The sequence below is a fragment of the Streptomyces sp. NPDC048389 genome, from assembly GCF_040706335.1.
In the GTDB taxonomy this organism is placed as follows: domain Bacteria; phylum Actinomycetota; class Actinomycetes; order Streptomycetales; family Streptomycetaceae; genus Streptomyces.
Genome location: NZ_JBEZKP010000007.1, coordinates 26,254 through 46,092, shown reverse-complemented (window position 1 = coordinate 46,092; position 19,839 = coordinate 26,254). Strand labels below are relative to the sequence as shown.

Below are 19,839 nucleotides of genomic sequence, written 5' to 3'. Positions count from 1 at the left end.
CCAGACGTCGCTGGTCCTGGTCCTGAAGGCGGAGCCCTCTCCGCCCTCCGCCCGACGCGCCACCGCCCGGCGCCCCCATAGCGTGCGGCCATGATCGCTCAGGAACAGGCCCGCAGCCGGCAGGTGCGCCGCCGGGACGCTCTGGACCGGCTCGCCAATGACGACGACGCCTGGGTCGCCACAGCGTCCGCAGACGGACAGCCGTGTCTCATGCCTCTCTCCTTCCTCTGGGACGGCACCGCTCTGCTGATGTGCACCCGGCGTACCAACCCGACCGCGCGCAATGTGACGCCCCGGGGCGGGGTCGTGGTGACCCTCGGCCACACCCGTGACGTCATGCATGTCGAAGGCCGGGCCGAGGTCGTCGAAGGGTCCGCGCTGGCGGCGGAGTCAGCGGACGCCTTCGCCGCGAAGCTGGGGTGGGACCCCAGGGACCGGCAGCCCTGGGTATATCTGCGGATCACCCCCCGAGTCATCAGGACATGGCGTGAGGAGAACGAGCTGAAGGACCGGCTGATCATGGCCGAGGGCCGCTGGCTGGACTGACCCGCCTGCACGGCACACCGGCCCCGGGCAGCCCGATGCTCCCGCTCAGCCGGCACCGCGGGCCACCGCCCGAAGGCCGGGTCCAGCGCCCGTCACCGCGACCGCGCCGTCCCGGTCGGTGCGCAGTACGAGCGCCCCCTGGGCACGCAGTGCGCCGACCGTGCGGGGTGCCGGATGTCCGTACGGGTTGTCCCGGCCGCATGAGATGAGCGCCAGCCGGGGCCTGGCTCCGGCCAGGAGGCCGGGATCCTGATAGGCCGATCCGTGGTGGGCCACCTTGAGCACGTCGACGGCGGGCAGTGCGGGGTGGCCCCGTATCAGCCGTCGCTGGGACGGTGGTTCGAGGTCTCCCAGGAGCAGCATCGACAGGCCGCCCGCGGCCCGGACGAGCAGTGCGACGCTGGCGTCGTTGGGGCCTTCCGGACCGGCACCTCGTGTCAGGTCGGGCCACAGGACCTGCCAGGTGAGCGGCCCCACCCTGCGCCGCTCCCCCGGTATCGCGTGGATCACCGGCACTCCGGCCGCCGCTGCCGTACGCCGCACGAACGCGGCCTGCCGGCGGGGCTCTTCGAACGTGGTCGTCTGAATGGCGCCGACCGCCCGGCCGCGCAGCACCCCGGTGAGGCCGGCGACATGGTCGGCGTGGAAATGCGTGACCAGCAGCAACGGCACCTCTGTGACGCCCAGTTCGCTCAGGCACCGGTCGGTGAGGTGCGGGTCGGGTCCCGCGTCGACGACCACGGCCGCGCCGTCACCGGCCGCAAGCACCATGGCATCGCCCTGCCCCACATCGCACATCACCAGTGCCCAGCCGGAGGGCGGCCAGCCGGTGAGCCTCGCCGTGAGCGGGGCCGGGCGCACCACGGCGAGCACGAGCAGGAGCGCGCCGAGTGCCGCCGCCCAGGGATGCCGCGTCAGCCGGCGGACGACCACGAGCACCACCGCCGTGAGCGCCGCGAGCAGCAGCCCACCACGCCAGCCGCCCGGCCAGTCGATCTGGGCGCCCGGCAGAGCTGCACCGGCACGTGCCACGGAAGCGATCCAGCCGGCGGGCCAGCCGGCGCAGCGGGCCAACAGCTCGGCGACCGGCATGGCCACGGGTGCAGCGGCCAGGGTCGCGAAGCCGAGGACCGTCGCCGGGGCCACGGCCAGTTCGGCGGCCAGGTTGCAGGGGATCGCGACCAGACTGACCCTCGCGGCGAACACCGCCACCACCGGGGCGCAGACCGCCTGGGCGGCGGCGGCCGCGGCCAGCGCCTCGGCGAGCCTGGGAGGCACCCTGCGCCTCTGGAGGGCCTCGCTCCAGCGGGGGCCGATGGTGAGCAGGGCTCCGGTGGCCAGGACGGAGAGCAGAAAGCCGTAACTCCGGGCCAGCCACGGGTCGTACAGCAGGAGCAGCAGAGCGGCGGCGGCCAGCGCGGGGACGAGTGATCTGCGCCGGCCGGTGCCGATGGCCAGCAGGGTGATGAGTCCGCAGGCCGCCGCCCGCAGCACGCTCGGCTCCGGCCGGCAGACGAGCACGAAGGCGAGCGTGAGCACTCCGCCGAACAGCGCCGTTCCACGCAGGGTGATGCCCAGGCGGGGCGCCAGTCCGCGCCGTTCGGCCAGCAGTGCCCGGCCGGGCGGTCCGATCAGCAGGATGAGGACGATGGTGAGGTTGCTGCCTGAGACGGCGAGGAGGTGGGTCAGGTCCGTCGCCTCGAACGCGTGCTGCAGGTCGGCGGGGATGCGCGAGGTGTCCCCGACGACGAGGCCCGGCAGCAGCGCGCGGGCGTCGGGGGCCAGACCGTCCGTCGCCTCGCGGAGTCCGGCGCGCAGGCCGCCGGCAGCGCGCTGCAGGACGGTCGGGGGGCCGGTGATCCGTGGGGGGCCGCCGTCGGCTCGCAGAACGGCCGCGAAGGGGTCGTCCGCGCGCAATGGCGGTGCGAGGCGCCCGCCGACCGTCAGCCGGGTGGAGGGCAGGAGCCGCTGCCAGGCCCTCCTGTCCTCTTCGCCGGGGGACACGAGGAGCAGGACGGGCGTACGGGTCGCGGTGACGGCGCCTGCGGACACAGTGACCCGCGTCGCCTCCGCGTTCAGCACGAGGGCTGCGGGAGCCGTACGGTCGCCCCCGGCCCTGGGGCTGGTGGGCCGCGGGTCGGAGATTACCGTCAGCTCGACCGTGGCACGCGCATGCCGCTCGGCGAGGCCGGGCAGCGGCCCGCGGCGCAGATCCGCCCCGTGCAGCCCGGCGGACACGGCACCGGCAGCGGCGCACACCAACACAGCGGCGAGGGCCGTGGTGCCCGGACGCCAATGCCGAGGACGGCTTCCCGGAGCGCGCGCCGCGGCCGTCGGTGAGGCGGCTGCCCCCGCGGAGCGCCGACGGACCCGGCCGCCCCGGAGGAACCCGCTGCCGCCCGGGGCGAGCCCGCCGCCGAAGCTGCCGCCTCGGTCGTCCCGGCGCCGCACGGCGACCGCCCACTGCGGCAGCAGTGCGGCCGCGGCGAGACAGGCCACCGCCCCTACTGCCGTCCACCGGCCCGGCGCCCCCAATGCGAGAGCCGACGCCACCCAGACGGCCAGCGCGGGCGGGACGAGCCGCAAATCGGTGGGGCCTTCCTGGCGCGGGTCCGCCGCGCCCAGCCGGTGGCCTGCCCGGGCGTGGACCGCCACCCGGGTCATGGCCGCACCAGGTCCCGCAGCAGCTCGAACCGACGGTCACCGATTCCGTTGACATCGCGCAGTTCGTCGACCGAACGGAAGCCGCCGTTCTGCATGCGGTGGTCGACGATGTGCTGCGCGAGCACCGGCCCCACTCCGGGCAGCGTCTCCAACTGGTCCGCGGTGGCCGAGTTGAGGCTGATCGGCCCGGCAGGCGCGCCGGCCGCCGGCCCCGTGCCGGAACCGCCGGGAGCCGGCGGGGCCGGGCCGCCGACGACGACCTGTTCGCCGTCCATCAGCACCCGCGCCCGGTTGAGCCCCGTGAGGTCGGTACCGTCCTTGGCTCCTCCGGCTGCCGCGAGCGCGTCGGCGACCCGCGACCCGGCGGGCAGTTCGAGCACTCCGGGCCGCCGCACCTTGCCGCTCACGTCGACGACGATCGCGGCAGTCCGCCCCGGTCCGTCGACCGGGGGTCCCGGTGAGGGGGACAGATCCGCCCCCGGTCCGGGCCGCGGCTGGGCAGAGCCCTGCTGAATCAGCTCCGGGGCGTGTAAGGGCTGCGGCCGGCCGGTCCAGAAGTGCTGCGCCGCGAAGACAGCCGCTGCGACGAGGACCACGGCCAGGGCGGCGAGCGTCTTCGGTTCCAGTCCGCACCTGAGCCGCACCCACACCGGCAGCCGGTCGAGAAGTGCGAGCCGGAAGCGCGAGGGTGCCCCGTCTCCAAGTGCCCGCGAGGGCGCCCTGTCACCGAGTGTTCGCAAGGGCCCCCTGTCACCCAGTGTCTCCGTGTCCGTGCCGGGCCCGGTTCCTCCTGTCGGGCTCCCGGCGTCGCCGCCGGGCCCGACCGGTAGCGGTGCCCGGCCTGACGGTCCGCTCGGTCCGGGCGGACCGTCCGACCCGGCCGCTCGTACTCTGGGCGCGCCTGCCGCAGCCACCCGACCGCCGGAGCCGCTTCGCCCCGGGCCGGTGCCCGCCCCCGCCCGTCGTCCCCCGAAGTCCGCGGCGGGTGCCCCGGGCGGGGCCGGACGCGGCGGCGGAAGCGATGCGGGGCGCGGGCCGGGCGACGGCGGTCCGGGAGACGAGGACGGGCGGGAGGGCACCAATGTGGGCGGGGGCGAGGACGACGACGCCTCATGCTGTCCGGGCGCCACGCCCACGACTTCCCGCGGCTCCCCGCTCCCAGCCCGCGGGACGGACCGGAACAGGGCGTCAGCCCGGCGGCGCAACGCGACTGCCTGCGCCGCCGGCGTGCGCCCGCCGCGCAGGCGACCGGCCCGTAAGCCGCGGCCATCCGCGCCGGTACCAGGCCCGAGACGGATGTCTCCGGCGACGCTTTGCGCCGCCCCGGGCATCGGTGCCGGCGCGTGCGACGGACCCGGCACGGGCCCCGGGCCGTACACGGGCTCGTGCCGACGGACACGGCCGTGGCCGTGGCCGTGGCCGTGGCCGTGGCCGTGGCCGTGGCCGTGGCCGTGGCCGTGGTGAACGCGGCTGTCGGAGGCCGGGGCGCGACCCGGGCCACTGGTTGCGGTACGTGATCGAAGAGCCATGCACAGGACGGTAGGCACGAGCGCCCGAACCCGCTGGGCCGTCCCGATTTCAGTGGACAACCGGCCCGTTGTGGACAACTCGGCCACCCTCACGGGTGATTACAGCGTCGGATTCCTCAGCGCGCAGCGCCGGATCTCTCAGCGCGCCGAGACCACGAGGCCCAGCAGTCCCGGGCCCGTGTGCGCCCCGATCACCGCGCCCACCTCGCTGACATACAGGTCGGCCAGGCCCGTCACCCGCTCGCGCAGCCGGTCCGCGAGTGCCGCGGCCCGCTCCGGCGCCGCGAGGTGGTGGACCGCGATGTCGACCGGCGCCGTGCCGGCCCGCTCGGCGGCGAGTTCCTCGAGCCGGGCGATGGCTCGCGACGCCGTACGCACGCGTTCGAGCATGTCGATGCGGCCTTCGGCCAGTTGGAGCAGGGGCTTCACGGCGAGTGCGGAGCCGAGCAGCGCCTGTGCGGCACCGATCCGGCCTCCGCGGCGCAGGTAGTCGAGTGTGTCGACGTAGAAGTACGCGGACGTGCCTTCCGCCCGTTTCTCCGCCGCGGCCACCGCCTCGTCCAGCGAGCCGCCGGCCTCGGACACCTCTGCGGCCGCGAGGGCGCAGAAACCGAGGGCCATGGCGATCATTCCGGTGTCGACGACCCGCACCGGCACAGGCGCGTCCTTGGCGGCCAGCACGGCCGCGTCGTAGGTCCCCGACAGTTCGGCGGAGAGGTGCAGCGAGACGATTCCCGTGGCACCTGCGTCGGCGGCGACGCGGTACGCCTGGCTGAACGTCTCCGGGCTGGGACGCGACGTGGTGACCGAGTGCCGCTTCTGCAGGGCGGTCGCCAGCGAGCGGGCCGAGATCTCGGTGCCCTCCTCCAGAGCCTGGTCACCGAGCACGACGGTCAGCGGCACGGCGGTGATGATGTGCCGCTCCATCGCCTGCGGCGGCAGGTAGGCCGTTGAATCGGTGACGATCGCGACATGGCGGGACATGAGCGGGAGGTTACCCGCAGGCGACGCCGTACGGCAGCCCGACCCCGCCCGTACACGGTGCAGCGTACGGCAGCCCGCCCCTGCCTCCACGCCGTACACCGTACGAAAGCCCGACCCCGTCCCCACGCCGTGCACCGCACGGTCTGCGGCACCGCCCACGCACAGGGCGCCACACCCTCCGCCGCACAGTCCGCGCACAGGGCGCCGCACCGCCGACACGCCATACGGAAACCTCGCGGGCGTGCGGCCCGCCCGGCCGCCCTTGTGCGCGGCGAGGACGATGCGGGCAGCAGTGCGTCAGTTCGTCGTCTCCGGCCGGGCGGTCTTCTGCCACGGATAGGCCGTCGGCTGCCTCGGGTCCCGGGCGGTGATCGCCTGCGGCCGGTCCGGCTCCGCACCCGCCTCCGGCGCTGCCGCCGGCCAGGTCTGGGTGGCGCCCGTCCCCGCTCCTGCCTCCTCGCGGGCTCCCGGCTCCGGCGCCTCGGGCCATGCCGCGGTCCGGGAACCGGTGTCGCTCACTCGGCCCGCGTCGCTCGACGTCTCACCGTCGGCCGTGTCGTCCGCGGCCGACCAGTGCCGCAGTGCCCCCGCCTCCATGTCGATCTGCGCGCTCAGCGCGTCGAGATCGCCCTCGGCGAACTTGTGCGCCCGGTCCCGCGCCGCCCAGCGCAGCGCTTCCGCGGAATGCGTGATCTGTTCCGTACGCTCACGCAGGCCGGGCATCAGTGAGGAGAGCTTGCCCCGGTCCGGCTCGCGTTCGAGCCGTCTGAGTTCGTCGTCCAGTTCACGCCCGTGCGCGCTGAGCCGCTGGAAGAGGGCCAGAGACTCGGAGAGCGAAGCGTCCTCCGCCACCCCCGCGTTCAGCGTGTCCTGGGTCGCCCGCATCGACGTACGGAGCTTCAGCCGCAGCTGGGCGAGCTCGCCGACGACGCCGGTCTGGCCGTAGCTCTTGGCGCGCAGCGCGGTCTCCTCCACCGTACGCCGCGCCTGGGTGACGGTGCGCTCGACGCCGCGCTTGGCGGCGCGGACGGCCTTCACGCTCACGTACACCCCCAGCGCCACGAAGGCGAAGAGGAGCAGCGCGAGAATCGTGAGCACGGCTTCCATGTGCGCCCTCCGGTGTCGTCTGTGTCCTTCCAAGGTAAACGGAACGGGCAGGCCGTAGGTTCCGACGGAACCCCCAACCTGCCCGTAGGGGAACCCCCCGACGGCGCCGTCCGCTACGCGGGCACGATGTTGACCAGCTTGGGCGCCCGCACGATCACCTTGCGGATCCCCGCGCCGCCGAGAGCCGCGACGACGGGCTCGGCACCCAGTGCCAGCGCCTCCAGCTCCTCGTCGGTGATCGACGGGGCGACCTCCAGCCGGGCCTTGACCTTGCCCTTGATCTGCACGACGCAGGTGACGGTCTCGTCCACCACGTAGGCCGGGTCTGCGGCCGGGAAGTCCTGGTGGACGACCGATTCGGTATGGCCCAGCTTGCGCCACAGCTCTTCCGCGATGTGCGGGGCCAGCGGTGCCACCAGCAGGACCAGGCGCTCCGCCACGGACCGCGGGACCGGCCCGCCCTTCTTCGTCAAGTGGTTGTTCAGCTCGGTGATCTTGGCGATGGCGGTGTTGAACCGCATCGCCGCCATGTCCTGCGAGACCCCGTCGACGGCCTTGTGCAGGGCCCGGAGCGTCGCCTCGTCCGGCTCGGCGTCGACGACCGTGGCCTCGCCGGTCGCCTCGTCGACGACGTTGCGCCACAGCCGCTGCAGGAGCCGGTACTGGCCGACGACGGCGCGGGTGTCCCACGGCCGCGAGACGTCCAGAGGACCCATTGCCATCTCGTACAGACGCAGCGTGTCGGCCCCGTACTCGGCGCAGATCTCGTCAGGGGTGACGGCGTTCTTCAGGGACTTGCCCATCTTGCCCAGCTCGCGCTTGACCGGCTCGCCGTCGAAGTAGAACCTGCCGTCCCGCTCCTCCACCTCGGTGGCGGCGACGGGGAAGCCCCGTTCGTCGCGGTATACGTACGCCTGGATCATGCCCTGGTTGTACAGCTTGTGGAACGGCTCGACGGACGAGACGTGCCCCAGATCGAACAGGACCTTGGACCAGAATCGGGCGTACAGCAGGTGCAGCACCGCGTGCTCGGCGCCGCCGACGTACAGGTCGACGCCGCCGTGCGGCTGCCCCTCGCGCGGCCCCATCCAGTACTGCTCGATGTCGGGGGCGACCAACTGCTCGCTGTTGTGCGGGTCCAGGTAGCGCAGCTCGTACCAGCACGAACCGGCCCAGTTGGGCATGGTGTTGGTTTCGCGGCGGTAGCGCTTGGGGCCGTCGCCCAGGTCCAGCTCGACGTTCACCCAGTCCTCGTTGCGGGACAGCGGCGTCTCGGGCCGGGTGTCCGCGTCGTCGGGGTCGAAGGTGCGCGGCGAGTAGTCGTCGACCTCCGGCAGCTCCAGCGGCAGCATCGACTCCGGCAGCGCGTGTGCCACGCCGTCCTCGTCGTAGACGATCGGGAAGGGCTCGCCCCAGTAGCGCTGACGGCTGAACAGCCAGTCACGCAGCCGGAAGTTGACCGTACCCTCACCGATGCCCTTGTCCGTCAGCCAGGCCGTGATCTTCGCTTTGGCCTCGGCGACGTCGAGACCGTTCAGGGAGATCTCGTCGTTGGCGGAGTTGATGGCGGGGCCCTGCCCGGTGAACGCCTCGCCCTCCCAGCCCTCCGGCGGTCGCACGGTGCGGATGATGGGCAGTCCGAATGCCTCCGCGAACTCCCAGTCGCGCTCGTCCTGCCCGGGGACGGCCATGATGGCGCCGGTGCCGTAGCCCATCAGGACGTAGTCGGCGACGAAGACGGGGATCCGCTCGCCGGTGACCGGGTTCACGGCGTACGAGCCGGTGAAGACACCGGTCTTGTCCTTGTGCTCCGTCTGGCGCTCGACGTCACTCTTCGTCTGTGCCTGCTTGCGGTAGGCGGCGACGGCCTCGGCGGGGGTCGCCGCGCCGCCGGTCCATGCCTCGTTGACGCCCTCGGGCCACTCGGCCGGGACGATGGAGTCGATCAGGCCGTGCTCGGGCGCCAGGACCATGTAGGTGGCGCCGAACAGGGTGTCGGGGCGGGTCGTGAAGACGGTGATCCGCGCGCCGTCGTGGCCGTCGACCGAGAAGTCGACGCGTGCGCCCTCGGAGCGGCCGATCCAGTTGCGCTGCTGCAGCTTGATGGCCTCCGGCCAGTCCAGCGCGTCCAGGTCGTCCAGCAGCCGGTCGGCATAGGCGGTGATGCGCATGTTCCACTGGCGCAGCTTGGCCTTGAAGACGGGGAAGTTGCCACGCTCCGAGCGGCCGTCGGAGGTCACCTCCTCGTTGGCCAGGACCGTGCCCAGGCCGGGGCACCAGTTGACGGGCGCGTCGGAGGCGTACGCCAGGCGGTAGTCGCCCAGGACACCCGCTCGCTCGACGGCGCTCAGCTCACTCCAGGCGCGCCCTCCCTCAGGCCCCTCGGCAGGGGAGACACCGCCGGGAACGGTGCGCTCACCGCTCTCGAACTGGGCGATCAGTTCGCCGATCGGACGGGCCTTCTTCGCCTCTTCGTCGTACCAGGAGTTGAAGATCTGCAGGAAGATCCACTGGGTCCACTTGTAGTAGTCCGGGTCGATCGTCGCGAACGACCTGCGGTTGTCGTGGCCCAGGCCCAGCCGGCGCAGCTGCGCCTTCATGTTCTCGATGTTCGCCTCGGTGGACACGCGCGGGTGCGTGCCGGTCTGCACGGCGTACTGCTCGGCCGGCAGTCCGAAGGCGTCGAATCCCAGGGTGTGCAGGACGTTGTGCCCGCTCATGCGCTGGTGACGGGCGAAGACGTCCGTCGCGATGTATCCCAGGGGGTGGCCGACGTGCAGGCCCGCACCCGACGGGTACGGGAACATGTCCATGATGAACTTCTTGGGCTTCGCCACCCGAGCGGGGTCGCCGGCCAGGTCGCCGCTCGGGTTGGGCGCCTCGTAGGTGCCCTCCGCCTCCCAGAAGTCCTGCCAGCGTGCCTCGATGTCGGCCGCCATGGCGGCCGTGTAACGATGCGGGGCTGCTGCCTCGGCAGCCGAGTTCATCTCGCTCATGATCCTTAAAGCTCCATCGATCGTCTTCGCCGACTGCCAGCCGATTCACGTACCGGGGGAAATGAAAAATCCCCTCGCACAGGAGGGGACGCCGCGCCGATTCCGACCGGATTTCTCATCCGTCGGGACTGATCAGCGCGGCTCGCTAAGCAGAAGGCGTACGGCACGCATGGCGTCAGGGTACCGCAGCGGAGGAACCGGCCGCATGAGTATCCACGCGGAACCGCTTTGTGACTGCACTCGACCGATTCCAACCGATTCTCGCCCGCCGACGACCACTCCGTTGCGGTTGTCCCGCGCCGTAACGGCGGGTTTCGGCCGTTGCGGTGATCAAGCCGGTGACCAAGCCGTCCGGGTTACTCCGCGTATCGACCCCATCCAGGGCAACCTCCGAGTCAGTTGTGCTCACTTCACCGCAATAAACCTCGAAACCTCGCGCCGCTTGGTATGGGTCGACCTAGAGTGCGTCAACGGGACAGCTTTCCCGCACCACTCGGAGTCGCCCCATGAACCCCCGTCTCAAGATGCGTTTGCCGTCCGGTCCGGACCGCGGAGTCAGCCGCCAGGTGCAAGGCGGCGTCTCCATGGCCGCGTTGGTGCTCCTACCCCTGTTCGCCGTCGGAGGCAGCGACAGTTTCCGCGCCATGCTCGACTTCACCACCGGGGTCCTCTCCCTGGTGTCACTCACCGCGTCCGTCGCGTGGGGTCTCCTCGCCACCGACAGACTGCTGCTCTCCCCGCGCCACCGCCTGCTCGCCCAAGGGATCCACCGTGCGACCGCCATCGCCTCGCTCGGATTCCTCCTCCTGCACGCGACGGTGAAGGTGTCTCTCGGCCACGTGTCGCTGCTCGGAGCCCTGATCCCCTTCGGGCTGGGCGTGACCGGCACGGAGGCGCTGATCGGCTTCGGCTCATTGGCGGGGCTCCTGATGGTGGTCGCCGGCACGACCGGCGCCCTGCGCAGTGCCCTGGCCGGCAACATCAAGGTCGCCGGCCGCTGGCGGCCGCTCCACATGCTGGCGTACCCGGCCTGGTGCTTCGCCCTGGTCCACGGCCTCTACACCGGCCGGCCTGCCGCGGCCTGGGTCGTGACCATGTACTGCCTGGCCCTCGCGGGAGTCGCCGCCGCGCTCTGTGTCCGCCTGATGCCGCGCCCCGTGCAGCGCCGGATCGCAGAAAGGATCATGCAGCTGACCGGCGGCGACGGAGCCGACGGGCCCGCGGCCACGGACGAGCAGGCCCAGCGGGATCTCACCACCGCGCCGCTCCCGGGCATCGGTGCGATGAACGGGACGGGCCGCCCGACCGTACCCGCAGGCATGGACCGCATGGACCGTATGGAGCGCATCGAGCGCATGACCGGCGGAGCGAGCAGTGTGCCGTCGCAGCGCCCGTACGAGCAGGACTTCCAGCCGCCCCTCGGCCAGGCCCGAGCTCAGCCCCCGAGGCTCACCGCCCCTTCCCCGCAGCTCTACGAGGCACCCCGGCCCGAGGAGGAGCCGACCGTCGTGCCTGACAGCGGCACCGTCGCCGGCGGCCGCGGCACCGGGATGGCCGCCGCCTACCGCGCCGTCTCGATGGCCGGTGAGTCGGCCCCGCTCGCCGAGCGGGTCCCGATGACCGAGGAGATACCCGTGGTGTCGGAGACGGGACCACGGACGGGCAGTTGGCCGACGCCTTCGCCACCTCCGCCGGCACAGTCCGTACGGACCGACCCGGCGGTGCCCCTCCACGACACCCCTCCACCGCCGCTCTTCGACACCGCCCCCGCGTACGACTCGCCTGCGGCGCAGTACGGCGGTTCCGCCGCGTACGAGGCTCCCTCCCCCTACGACACGGGCACGGTTCCTCCGTACGACACGGGCTCCGTCCCCCCGTACGACACGGGCACGGTTCCTCCGTACGACACGGGGGGCGCCCCGGCATACGGCGCCACCGCCTACGACACCCCCTACGACACTTCACCGGCCGGCCCCCCGGCCCCCTACGACGGCCGGCCCCCCTACGACACCGGCACCCTCCCCGCGTACGACGAGACAGCACCACTGCCCGGCCCGCTCTTCCAGCCCCCGGCCGGAGAGCCCTGGCACGCACCAGCAGGAGAACGACCGTGAACGCGCCCCTCCCCGACGTCCCCGAGGTCCGCGTCGTCGGCCTTCCCCAGCTGACGCAGGGCTTCGATTTGGTCGAGCGCCTCGACCTGCCCATGCATCTCAAGGTGCACGGACCACTGGAGCCCGTGAGCGGCGAACGGCTCGCACAGCTCGCGGAGGACATATCCCTCACCGGCCGCGGCGGCGCGGGTTTCCCCTTCGGCAAGAAACTGCGGGCCGTCGCCAAGTCCGCGATCCGGCGCGGCATCCGGCCGGTGGTCGTGGTCAACGGCAGTGAGGGCGAGCCCGCCTGCCGCAAGGACACGGTGCTGCTCAACCGCGCACCGCATCTGATCCTCGACGGCGCGCTGCTCGCCGCGGAGGCGCTCGGCGCGCGGACCCTCGTCGTCGCGGTCACCCGCAACTCGACCGAGATCTCCATGCGCGCGGCACTGGCCGAGCGGGGCCTGTCCGACCGTCGCGGCCAGGCCCTGCGAGCCAGAGTGGTGCGCACCCCGGAGCGCATGGTCTCCGGCGAGGCGTCCTCCGTCATCCGGGCCGTCAACGGCGGCCCCGCCCTGCCGCCCGGCCGCCGTGTGCGCGCAGCGGAGACCGGAGTCGGCGGAGCGCCGACTCTGTTGTCGAACGCGGAGACGTTCGCCCAGCTGGCCGTCGCCGCCCGGATCGGCGCCCGCCGCTACAGTCACACCGGTCTCGACTCCGAGCCGGGCACGGTCATGTTGACGATCTCCGGGGCCGTCGCCCGCCCGATGGTCGTCGAGGTGCCGACGGGCGTGCCTCTGCGGTACGTGCTGCAGTTGGCCGGGGCGCCGCCCGAGCCGCAGGGCGTGCTGACGGGCGGCTACCACGGCAACTGGATCGACGCGGCCGCCGTCCACGAAGCGGTGGTGTCCAAGGAGTCCCTGGCCTCCGTGGGCGGCGCGCTGGGAGCCGGCGCGATCCTGCCGATCGGTCCGGAAACCTGTCCGCTCGGCGAGGCGCTGCGGGTGGCGAACTGGCTGGCCGCCGAGACCGCCGGGCAGTGCGGCCCCTGCAAGCTGGGGCTGCCCGCCGCGGCCGGCGGGCTGGCCGATGTGATGAACGGCGGCGGGCCAACGGCTCTGGAGGCGCTGCGCGAGGTCACCCAGGCCGTCAAAGGCCGGGGCGCGTGCAAACACCCGGACGGCTCCGCACGCTTCTTCGCGTCGACACTGTCCGCGTTCACCGACGACCTCGCCGCGCACGTCCTGCACGGCGGTTGCGGGCGTGACACGACGGGCGTGCTGCCGCTGCCGCTGCCCGGTTACGAGGAGGCGGAGGAGTCGATCCCGAGCGGCGAGAAGATCTTCGTCGACTGGACGCTCTGTCAGGGGCACGGGCTGTGCGCGGACATCATCCCGGAGCTGATCCGGCTCAACCCCGACGGCTACCCGTCGGTGGCCGACGCGATGGTTCCCGTCCACATGCAGGGGCGCGCGCAGCGGGCCGTGCGCCGCTGCCCCGCACTCGCCATGCGGATCGAGCAGGTCGCCTCCCCGGGTCCGACGCCGCCGCCGGCCCGCCCCGCACTGCCGAGCATCAACCGCAAGGCACTGGGCAGCGGCCGCGGTTGACGACGGACACCACGACAATGAAGCGGGCCACCCGATCCGGGTGGCCCGCTTCATTGTCTTCTGTGGAGCTAAGGAGAATTGAACTCCTGACCTCCTGCATGCCATGCAGGCGCTCTACCAACTGAGCTATAGCCCCTTGTTGTGTGCCGCCCCGCTTCCGGGTCTCCCCCGCGGCGACGTAGAGAACATTAACGCGCCCGTTGCCGCATCTCCAAATTGATTCCACGACCCCGCGGAGCGCCTCAAGGGGCCCAGAGCGGCGCCGTCCGCCCGGCCGGGCGGCACAGGGCACCGGACGGGCCGTCAGGCCGTCGCGAACGAGTAGAAACGTTTGAGTGCGCAGTGCTCGTCCAGCAGCCGGCCGTAGATCGGCTCACCTTCCAGTTCGCGGTACGTCTCGATCGGGTCGCCCTTTATGATCAGCGCTCTCGCGCACTCCTCGCACCAGTACTGGAAATCGGCATTGACCGGGTCCATGTCCCGGACGATCGGCGTACCGCTGTCGCACCAGTCGCATTTCCGCCTGTGGGCACCCATCACTCAGCTCCAGCTGTGGCCGCAGGCCGTGCACACGTAGGAAACGCCGCCGTTGTCCCCGAGGACCTGGGCGACATGGGCAGAACCGCAGGAAGGACAGCCGAGGCGCGCACCGGCCTCCGCCGTGGCAAGCAGGTCATCGGCAGCCTCCCCGGCTTCCTCGCCGCTGGCGGACATCGTGCGCTCCCTCCCGTACCGCCGGTGTCCCCTCCGGCCGTCCGATTCTGCCATGGCCACGCACACCGGTCAGCGGCGTTCGCGTACGAGGTCGGCCACGGCACCGCGGCGGCACGGGCCATCCCGGGGAGAACGCAGAATCCCGCCCCCTGGAAGGGGACGGGATCCGGATCGTGGAGCTAAGGAGAATTGAACTCCTGACCTCCTGCATGCCATGCAGGCGCTCTACCAACTGAGCTATAGCCCCGCGTGTTCTTCGCGCTCCGCGCTGCGAACAAGAAGAACTCTAGCCTGCGACCTGCCGGAAAGCGAAATCCGGGTCCGGAGCCCGCTCCGGCACCGAGAGCCGGACCCGGCCCGGCTCTGATCCCACGTGTGCCGCCCCGCTCAGGTGTCGTCGCCGAGGACCGGCTCCGGGAGGGTGCCCGCGTTGTGCTCGAGCAGCCGCCAGCCTCTGGCGCCTTCGCCCACCACCGACCAGCAGCAGTTCGTGAGGCCGCCGAGGCTCTCCCAGTGGTGTGCGTCGAGCCCCAGCAGCCGGCCGATCGTGGTACGGATGGTGCCGCCGTGGCTGACGACGACCAGGGTGCCGTCGTCGGGCAGCTTCTCCGCGTGGTGGAGCACCACCGGAGCGGCCCGGTCGGCAACCTCCGTCTCCAGCTCCCCGCCGCCGCGTCGAACCGGCTCGCCGCGCTTCCAGGCCGCGTACTGCTCGCCGTACCGCTCGACGATCTCCTCGTGGGTCAGGCCCTGCCAGGCGCCCGCGTAGGTCTCGCGCAGGGCGGCGTCGTACGACACGTCGAGACCGGTGACGGCGGCCAGCTCGCCTGCCGTCGCCGCAGCCCGCTTCAGGTCGGACGCGACGATCGCGTCCGGGGTCAGCGATGCGAGCAGCCGCGCGGCGCGGCGCGCCTGGGCCACACCTGCCTCGGTCAGCTCGATGTCCGTGGAGCCCTGGAAGCGGCGCTCCAGATTCCAGGAGGTCTGGCCGTGGCGCCACAGGACGACGCGTCGGCCGCGCCCTGGCCGCGTGGTCGCCCGGGTGCCGGTGCCGTTCAGTGCTGCGCCCCTTCCGTGTCACCGCCGGTGAGCTTCGCGTGCTCCTCCGCCTTGCCGCGGGTGTTCCGCGCGTCCTCCGGGAGGGCGAGCTCGGGGCAGTCCTTCCAGAGCCGCTCGAGGGCGTAGAAGACCCGCTCCTCGCTGTGCTGCACATGCACCACGATGTCGACGTAGTCGAGCAGGATCCAGCGGGCGTCGCGGTCCCCCTCTCGGCGCACCGGCTTGGCGCCGAGCTGCTTGTTCAGCCGCTCCTCGATCTCGTCGACGATCGACTTGACCTGGCGGTCGTTGGGGGCGGAGGCGAGCAGGAAGGCGTCGGTGATGGAGAGCACATCACTGACGTCGTACGCGATGATGTCGTGCGCGAGCCGGTCGGCGGCCGCCTGGGCGGCGGCGTTGACGAGCTCGATGGAGCGATCCGTGGCGGTCACAAGCAGGCTTTCGTCGGCGGTCAAGAACCCTTCAAGGGTCTCACGGACCGCCGACACTCCACGCAGCCTTTCCTCGCGGTGCCACCGCCGCCCCCGTCACTCAGGGTTTCCGGTCTCGAAATCGGGCCCGAGCACGACCGAGATGTCGGCGTTGGTGGCGGCCCTGCCCTTCTTGACCGCGCCGGCCGGCAGGCCGAGCGTCGTGGCGACCTCCTGTGCCTTCACCTTCTGCGCGTCATCGGCGTAGGTGACCTGCGAGGCGTCGACGGTGTCGGCCTCGCCGCCGCTCACGACGTTGTAGCCACCGTTGATCAGCGTGACCCGGGCGGCCTCCAGGGCATCGGCCTTGCCACCGCCGTTCCTGATGCCCACGCGCACCGTGTCGCCGGGCTCTGGCGCGCTGACCGAGCCGCCCAGGACGTCCTTGACCACACTGCTCGCGGCCTCGTCACTGAGCGTGCCGTCCTCCTGGACGGGCAGTACCGCGGTCCGGTGGTCGCCGCCCTTGGCGCGCTCGGCGAGCTTGGCGAGGGAGACACCCAGGTCGCGTTCCTTCAGTGAGGGGTCGAGGATCTGCCCCAGTGTCTCCACGATGACCGTCGCCGACTTCGCGTCGTCCGGCAGCTTCTTGAGCACGCCCTGCATGACCTGGCCGAAGCGCAGCAGCTGCTTCTCCTCGGTCTCCTCGGGCCCGAGGTGGGTGGCGTACGCTACGGCTGCCCGCCCGTTGAGAGTCTGGTTCTCCCCCTTCTTCACGAGGGGCGGCTCGCCCTTCTTCACGCCGAGCACCTCGGTGTCGGTGGCCAGGTCGATCGTTCCGACCAGTTCGACGAGGTTCTCCAGGAAGGGTGTGTCGAGCCGCCAGGTCCCGGAGATCTCCGCACCGAGCAGGGTGCCGATGGCCTCCCGGGTGCCCGTGGACCCGTCGTCCTCCACGGACTTCCCGAGGGTCGTGGCGGTTCCGTCGTCATTGGCGACGGACAGGGTGTTGGGCAGCAGGACCGTGGTGGCCTGCCCGGTGGTGACGTTGTCGACGAGAAGGGCGGTGGAGGTGCCCTCCTTCTTGGTGTTGTGGAGATGCACCACGATGACGTCGCGTTTCTGGGGGCCGACCGCCGTATCGCTCTTGGTGTCGGTGCCGGAGAGGCCGGGCAGTTTGCCCGCGTACCAGAGGTAGCCGGCGCCACCGACGAGTACGAGCGCCAGCGTGACCATGAGGGCGACGACGCGGTTGCGACCGCGTCGTTTGGCCTCCTCGCGCCGCTCCGAGCGGCTCTCGGTGAACTTCAGCCAGTCGATGACGTCTTCGGAGTCCTCGTCCGGCTCCTCGATGAACGAGAACTGCTCGGTCTCGTAGGGCCGCGCCGTGCCGCTCTCCGGCCGGCGCTGCTCCGGCACGCCGGCCGGCTCCGGAGCCTCCGCCGGGGCGGGACGCTGCCGGCCCTGTTGCTGCAGGTGCTGCTGTTGCTGCTGTTCCTGGGGGTGCTGCTGCTGCGGGATGTTCCACTGTGCGGTGGTACCGACGGCGGGCTGGGTGCCGGTGTCGTATCCGTAGCCGGCCTGAGCGGCGTATGGGTCGTACTGGCCGCCCTGCTGCTGGGTCGCGTACGGGTCGTAGCCGTATTGCTGCGCCTGGCCGTAGCCCCGGTCCGCGCTGTAACGCTGGTCCGCGCCGTAGCCCTGGCCCGCGCTGTAACCCTGGCCGGTGTCATACCCCTGCTCAGGGACATGACTCTGCTCCGGCGCGTGCCCCTGTCCGGGCTCGTAGCGCTGCGCGTCCCGGCCGTCCTGGTACTGCTGAGGGTGGCCGTCCTGCTGCTGTGCGTAGGGGTCGTACTGCTGGGACTGCTGATAGACCGGCTGCCCGTACTCGTCGTAGCCGATGATCTGAGGCTGGTGGTACGGGTCGTACGGACTCTGCTGGTCGTTCAACGGTGCCCCTCTCCGCGGCTCACTCGCCGCGGTACAACTGGCGCTTGTCGATGTAGCGCACCACACCGTCCGGCACCAGGTACCAGACCGGGTCCCCGTGGGCGACTCTCTTCCTGCAGTCGGTGGACGAGATCGCCAGAGCCGGCACCTCCACCAGGGACACCCCGCCCTCCGGCAGCCCGTCGTCCGTCAGATCATGGCCCGGCCGAGTCACGCCGATGAAGTGGGCGAGCGAGAACAGTTCCTCCGCGTTCCGCCAGCCGATGATCTGGGAGAGCGCGTCGGCACCCGTGATGAAGTACAGGTCCGAGTCCTCGTTGAGGGCGTGCAGGTCCCGCAACGTGTCTATCGTGTACGTCGGGCCGCCGCGGTCGATGTCGATACGGCTCACGGAGAACTGCGGGTTCGACGCCGTGGCGATGACCGTCATCAGATAGCGGTCCTCGGCGGGTGACACGTTCTTGTGGCTCTTCTGCCACGGCTGCCCGGTCGGTACGAACACCACTTCATCGAGATGGAAGAGGGCGGCCACCTCGCTGGCGGCCACCAGGTGTCCGTGGTGGATCGGGTCGAACGTGCCGCCCATCACGCCGAGTCTGCGCTTGCCCGCACCGGAGCCGGTGCCGGAGCCCGCGGCCGCCATCTGCTCTCCCATGCGTGCAGAGCCTACTGGCACCGGCCGTCGGCCAGGGCTCAGCGGTCGCGGTTGAAGCGGGTGGTGATCCACAGCAGCAGCATCAGCGCGACGAAGGCGCCGATGCCGGTGACATACGGACTGAGGCTTGCGTGGTTGCCGCCGTGCTCGGAGTCTTGGGCGAGAGTGACCAGGTTGGCGGCGGTGCCGGTGAGGCTCATTTTCAACAGAACCTATCGATCGGGAACGGGAGCGGAGACTTCGCGGACATCGTATGCGGGCGGTCCGGGCACGCTCACGCCGACTCAGTCGTTGTGCAGTCCGCAGGCGCCGTCACAAGGGCATCCGGAGTTATCCACAGGCCCCACCGTGCCGTGGTCCCAGCACCTAGGCTGGGGTCCGTCAGGGGGACGAGCGAGGACTCGCACCACACAGGGGGCACCATGACCAACAGCCACGAGCAGGTTCCGAGCAGGCAGCGCAGGCGCTTCCCGGAGATCTCCTCACGGGCCTACGAACACCCGGCGGACCGCTCGGCGCTCGTCGCGCTGCGCAAGCTCAGCGGCTTCGACACCGTCTTCAAGGCGCTCAGCGCGCTGCTTCCCGAGCGCAGCCTGCGGCTGCTGTTCCTCTCCGATTCGGTGCGGGTGGGCGACGCTCAGTTCGCGCATCTCAACGACATGCTGCGTGACGCCTGCTACATCCTGGACCTGGAGAAGGTCCCAGCGATGTACGTGACGCAGGATCCCCGGCCCAACGCCATGTGCATCGGCCTGGACGAGCCGATCATCGTCCTCACCACCGGGCTCGTGGAGCTGCTCGACGAGGAGGAGATGCGGGCGGTCGTGGGCCACGAGGTGGGGCACGCCCTCTCGGGCCATTCCGTCTACCGCACGATTCTGCTCTTCCTGACCAGCCTCGCCCTGAAGGTGGCCTGGATCCCGCTGGGCAATGTGGCGATCATGGCGATCGTCACGGCGCTGCGCGAGTGGTTCCGCAAGTCGGAACTGTCCGCCGACCGTGCGGGTCTGCTGGTGGGCCAGGATCTTCAGGCGTCGATGCGCGGCCTGATGAAGATCGCCGGAGGCAACCACCTGCACGAGATGAACGTCGACGCGTTCCTCAAGCAGGCGGAGGAGTACGAAGCGGGTGGCGACCTGCGCGACTCGGTGCTGAAGATTCTGAACGTACTGCCCCGCTCCCACCCGTTCACCACGGTGCGCGCCGCCGAACTGAAGCTGTGGGCGGAGAGCCGTGATCACCAGCGGATCATGGACGGCCACTATCCGCGCCGGACCGCGGACAAGGACACCTCGGTCAGCGACTCCCTGCGCGAGTCCGCCTCGCACTACGCCGAGTCGGTGCGCACCAGCAAGGACCCCTTGATGAAGCTGGTCGGCGACATAGCAGGGGGCGCCGGCGACCTCGGCGGCAAGCTGCGGGACAGGTTCATGGGCAACGGCGGCTCGGGCAACGGCACGGGCCCGGCAGAAGGTGGCGCAGGCACGGGAGGCACTTCGGGCTGACGTCCCGCAGG

General features: G+C 71.5%; 16 protein-coding genes and 2 tRNA genes. 4 read left to right on the top strand and 14 right to left on the bottom strand.

Features of this window, described 5'->3' with window-relative positions; genetic code table 11:
• The first annotated feature begins 90 nt into the window (after nt 1–90).
• Nucleotides 91–546, top strand: a complete 456-nt coding sequence (locus tag AB0903_RS07565; RefSeq protein ID WP_366699977.1) for a pyridoxamine 5'-phosphate oxidase family protein — start codon at nt 91–93, stop codon at nt 544–546.
• A 45-nt stretch (nt 547–591) separates the two neighbouring features.
• Here the strand turns inward: AB0903_RS07565 and AB0903_RS07560 are convergent, their stop codons facing one another.
• The 5 genes from AB0903_RS07560 to leuS all read right to left on the bottom strand — a co-directional run bounded on the left by AB0903_RS07560 (nt 592) and on the right by leuS (nt 9,826).
• Nucleotides 592–3,210, bottom strand: coding sequence for a ComEC/Rec2 family competence protein (locus tag AB0903_RS07560; protein WP_366699975.1), 2,619 nt, complete (start codon nt 3,208–3,210; stop codon nt 592–594).
• The gene (locus tag AB0903_RS07555) at nt 3,207–3,950 is read right to left on the bottom strand and encodes a helix-hairpin-helix domain-containing protein (RefSeq protein WP_366699973.1); all 744 of its coding nucleotides are present in this window, start codon (nt 3,948–3,950) and stop codon (nt 3,207–3,209) included. The genes AB0903_RS07560 and AB0903_RS07555 overlap by 4 nt, the downstream gene beginning before the upstream one ends.
• 927 nt (nt 3,951–4,877) lie before the next feature.
• Nucleotides 4,878–5,723 carry a DegV family protein gene (locus AB0903_RS07550; RefSeq protein ID WP_366699971.1) on the bottom strand — a complete coding sequence of 282 codons (846 nt, stop codon included), beginning with the start codon at nt 5,721–5,723 and terminating at the stop codon, nt 4,878–4,880.
• A 297-nt stretch (nt 5,724–6,020) separates the two neighbouring features.
• On the bottom strand, nt 6,021–6,830 hold the full coding sequence (locus tag AB0903_RS07545) for a hypothetical protein (RefSeq protein ID WP_366699969.1): 810 nt from the start codon (nt 6,828–6,830) through the stop codon (nt 6,021–6,023).
• A gap of 113 nt (nt 6,831–6,943) precedes the next feature.
• Nucleotides 6,944–9,826: a leucine--tRNA ligase gene (gene leuS / locus AB0903_RS07540; protein WP_366699967.1), complete on the bottom strand. Its 2,883-nt coding sequence runs from the start codon at nt 9,824–9,826 to the stop codon at nt 6,944–6,946.
• A gap of 584 nt (nt 9,827–10,410) precedes the next feature.
• On the opposite strand from leuS, the gene AB0903_RS07535 reads away from it, so the two are divergent.
• Together AB0903_RS07535 and AB0903_RS07530 are read left to right on the top strand one after the other, a co-directional pair.
• A complete protein-coding gene (locus AB0903_RS07535) occupies nt 10,411–11,940 on the top strand; it encodes a hypothetical protein (RefSeq protein WP_366699965.1) in 1,530 nt (509 codons plus the stop codon).
• Nucleotides 11,937–13,532 carry a ferredoxin gene (locus tag AB0903_RS07530; protein ID WP_366699963.1) on the top strand — a complete coding sequence of 532 codons (1,596 nt, stop codon included), beginning with the start codon at nt 11,937–11,939 and terminating at the stop codon, nt 13,530–13,532. The genes AB0903_RS07535 and AB0903_RS07530 overlap by 4 nt, the downstream gene beginning before the upstream one ends.
• Before the next feature lie 63 nt (nt 13,533–13,595).
• Here the strand turns inward: AB0903_RS07530 and AB0903_RS07525 are convergent.
• From AB0903_RS07525 to AB0903_RS07485, 9 genes are all read right to left on the bottom strand, one after another.
• Nucleotides 13,596–13,668: transfer RNA gene (locus tag AB0903_RS07525), tRNA-Ala, on the bottom strand.
• A gap of 167 nt (nt 13,669–13,835) precedes the next feature.
• Complete coding sequence (locus AB0903_RS07520) at nt 13,836–14,069, bottom strand: hypothetical protein (protein WP_366699961.1); 234 nt, start codon at nt 14,067–14,069, stop codon at nt 13,836–13,838.
• A 3-nt stretch (nt 14,070–14,072) separates the two neighbouring features.
• Nucleotides 14,073–14,246: a hypothetical protein gene (locus AB0903_RS07515; protein WP_366699959.1), complete on the bottom strand. Its 174-nt coding sequence runs from the start codon at nt 14,244–14,246 to the stop codon at nt 14,073–14,075.
• A 174-nt stretch (nt 14,247–14,420) separates the two neighbouring features.
• Nucleotides 14,421–14,493: transfer RNA gene (locus tag AB0903_RS07510), tRNA-Ala, on the bottom strand.
• Nucleotides 14,494–14,633: 140 nt separating this feature from the next.
• Nucleotides 14,634–15,305, bottom strand: coding sequence for a histidine phosphatase family protein (locus tag AB0903_RS07505; protein WP_366700251.1), 672 nt, complete (start codon nt 15,303–15,305; stop codon nt 14,634–14,636).
• A complete protein-coding gene (gene rsfS, locus AB0903_RS07500; protein WP_366699957.1) occupies nt 15,302–15,736 on the bottom strand; it encodes a ribosome silencing factor in 435 nt (144 codons plus the stop codon). Before rsfS ends, AB0903_RS07505 begins: the two co-directional genes overlap by 4 nt.
• A 96-nt stretch (nt 15,737–15,832) precedes the next feature.
• Nucleotides 15,833–17,668, bottom strand: coding sequence for a LytR C-terminal domain-containing protein (locus AB0903_RS07495; protein WP_366699955.1), 1,836 nt, complete (start codon nt 17,666–17,668; stop codon nt 15,833–15,835).
• Nucleotides 17,669–17,687: 19 nt separating this feature from the next.
• Entirely contained in the window at nt 17,688–18,323 is a 636-nt protein-coding gene (gene nadD / locus AB0903_RS07490; protein ID WP_366699953.1) for a nicotinate-nucleotide adenylyltransferase, read from the bottom strand.
• A gap of 38 nt (nt 18,324–18,361) precedes the next feature.
• Entirely contained in the window at nt 18,362–18,523 is a 162-nt protein-coding gene (locus AB0903_RS07485; RefSeq protein ID WP_366699951.1) for a hypothetical protein, read from the bottom strand.
• 222 nt (nt 18,524–18,745) lie between these two features.
• Between AB0903_RS07485 and AB0903_RS07480 the strand changes: the two genes are divergently transcribed.
• Nucleotides 18,746–19,828: a M48 family metallopeptidase gene (locus AB0903_RS07480; RefSeq protein ID WP_366699949.1), complete on the top strand. Its 1,083-nt coding sequence runs from the start codon at nt 18,746–18,748 to the stop codon at nt 19,826–19,828.
• Nucleotides 19,829–19,839 lie beyond the last annotated feature (11 nt).

What these genes read in the sequence shown, in the direction of transcription:
- AB0903_RS07565 (WP_366699977.1), top strand. Translation starts at nt 91, where the DNA reads ATGATCGCTCAGGAACAGGCCCGCAGCCGGCAGGTGCGCCGCCGGGAC.
- AB0903_RS07560 (WP_366699975.1), bottom strand. Translation starts at nt 3,210, where the DNA reads ATGACCCGGGTGGCGGTCCACGCCCGGGCAGGCCACCGGCTGGGCGCG.
- AB0903_RS07550 (WP_366699971.1), bottom strand. Translation starts at nt 5,723, where the DNA reads ATGTCCCGCCATGTCGCGATCGTCACCGATTCAACGGCCTACCTGCCG.
- AB0903_RS07545 (WP_366699969.1), bottom strand. Translation starts at nt 6,830, where the DNA reads ATGGAAGCCGTGCTCACGATTCTCGCGCTGCTCCTCTTCGCCTTCGTG.
- leuS (WP_366699967.1), bottom strand. Translation starts at nt 9,826, where the DNA reads ATGAGCGAGATGAACTCGGCTGCCGAGGCAGCAGCCCCGCATCGTTAC.
- AB0903_RS07535 (WP_366699965.1), top strand. Translation starts at nt 10,411, where the DNA reads ATGGCCGCGTTGGTGCTCCTACCCCTGTTCGCCGTCGGAGGCAGCGAC.
- AB0903_RS07520 (WP_366699961.1), bottom strand. Translation starts at nt 14,069, where the DNA reads ATGGGTGCCCACAGGCGGAAATGCGACTGGTGCGACAGCGGTACGCCG.
- AB0903_RS07515 (WP_366699959.1), bottom strand. Translation starts at nt 14,246, where the DNA reads ATGTCCGCCAGCGGCGAGGAAGCCGGGGAGGCTGCCGATGACCTGCTT.
- nadD (WP_366699953.1), bottom strand. Translation starts at nt 18,323, where the DNA reads ATGGGAGAGCAGATGGCGGCCGCGGGCTCCGGCACCGGCTCCGGTGCG.
- AB0903_RS07485 (WP_366699951.1), bottom strand. Translation starts at nt 18,523, where the DNA reads ATGAGCCTCACCGGCACCGCCGCCAACCTGGTCACTCTCGCCCAAGAC.
- AB0903_RS07480 (WP_366699949.1), top strand. Translation starts at nt 18,746, where the DNA reads ATGACCAACAGCCACGAGCAGGTTCCGAGCAGGCAGCGCAGGCGCTTC.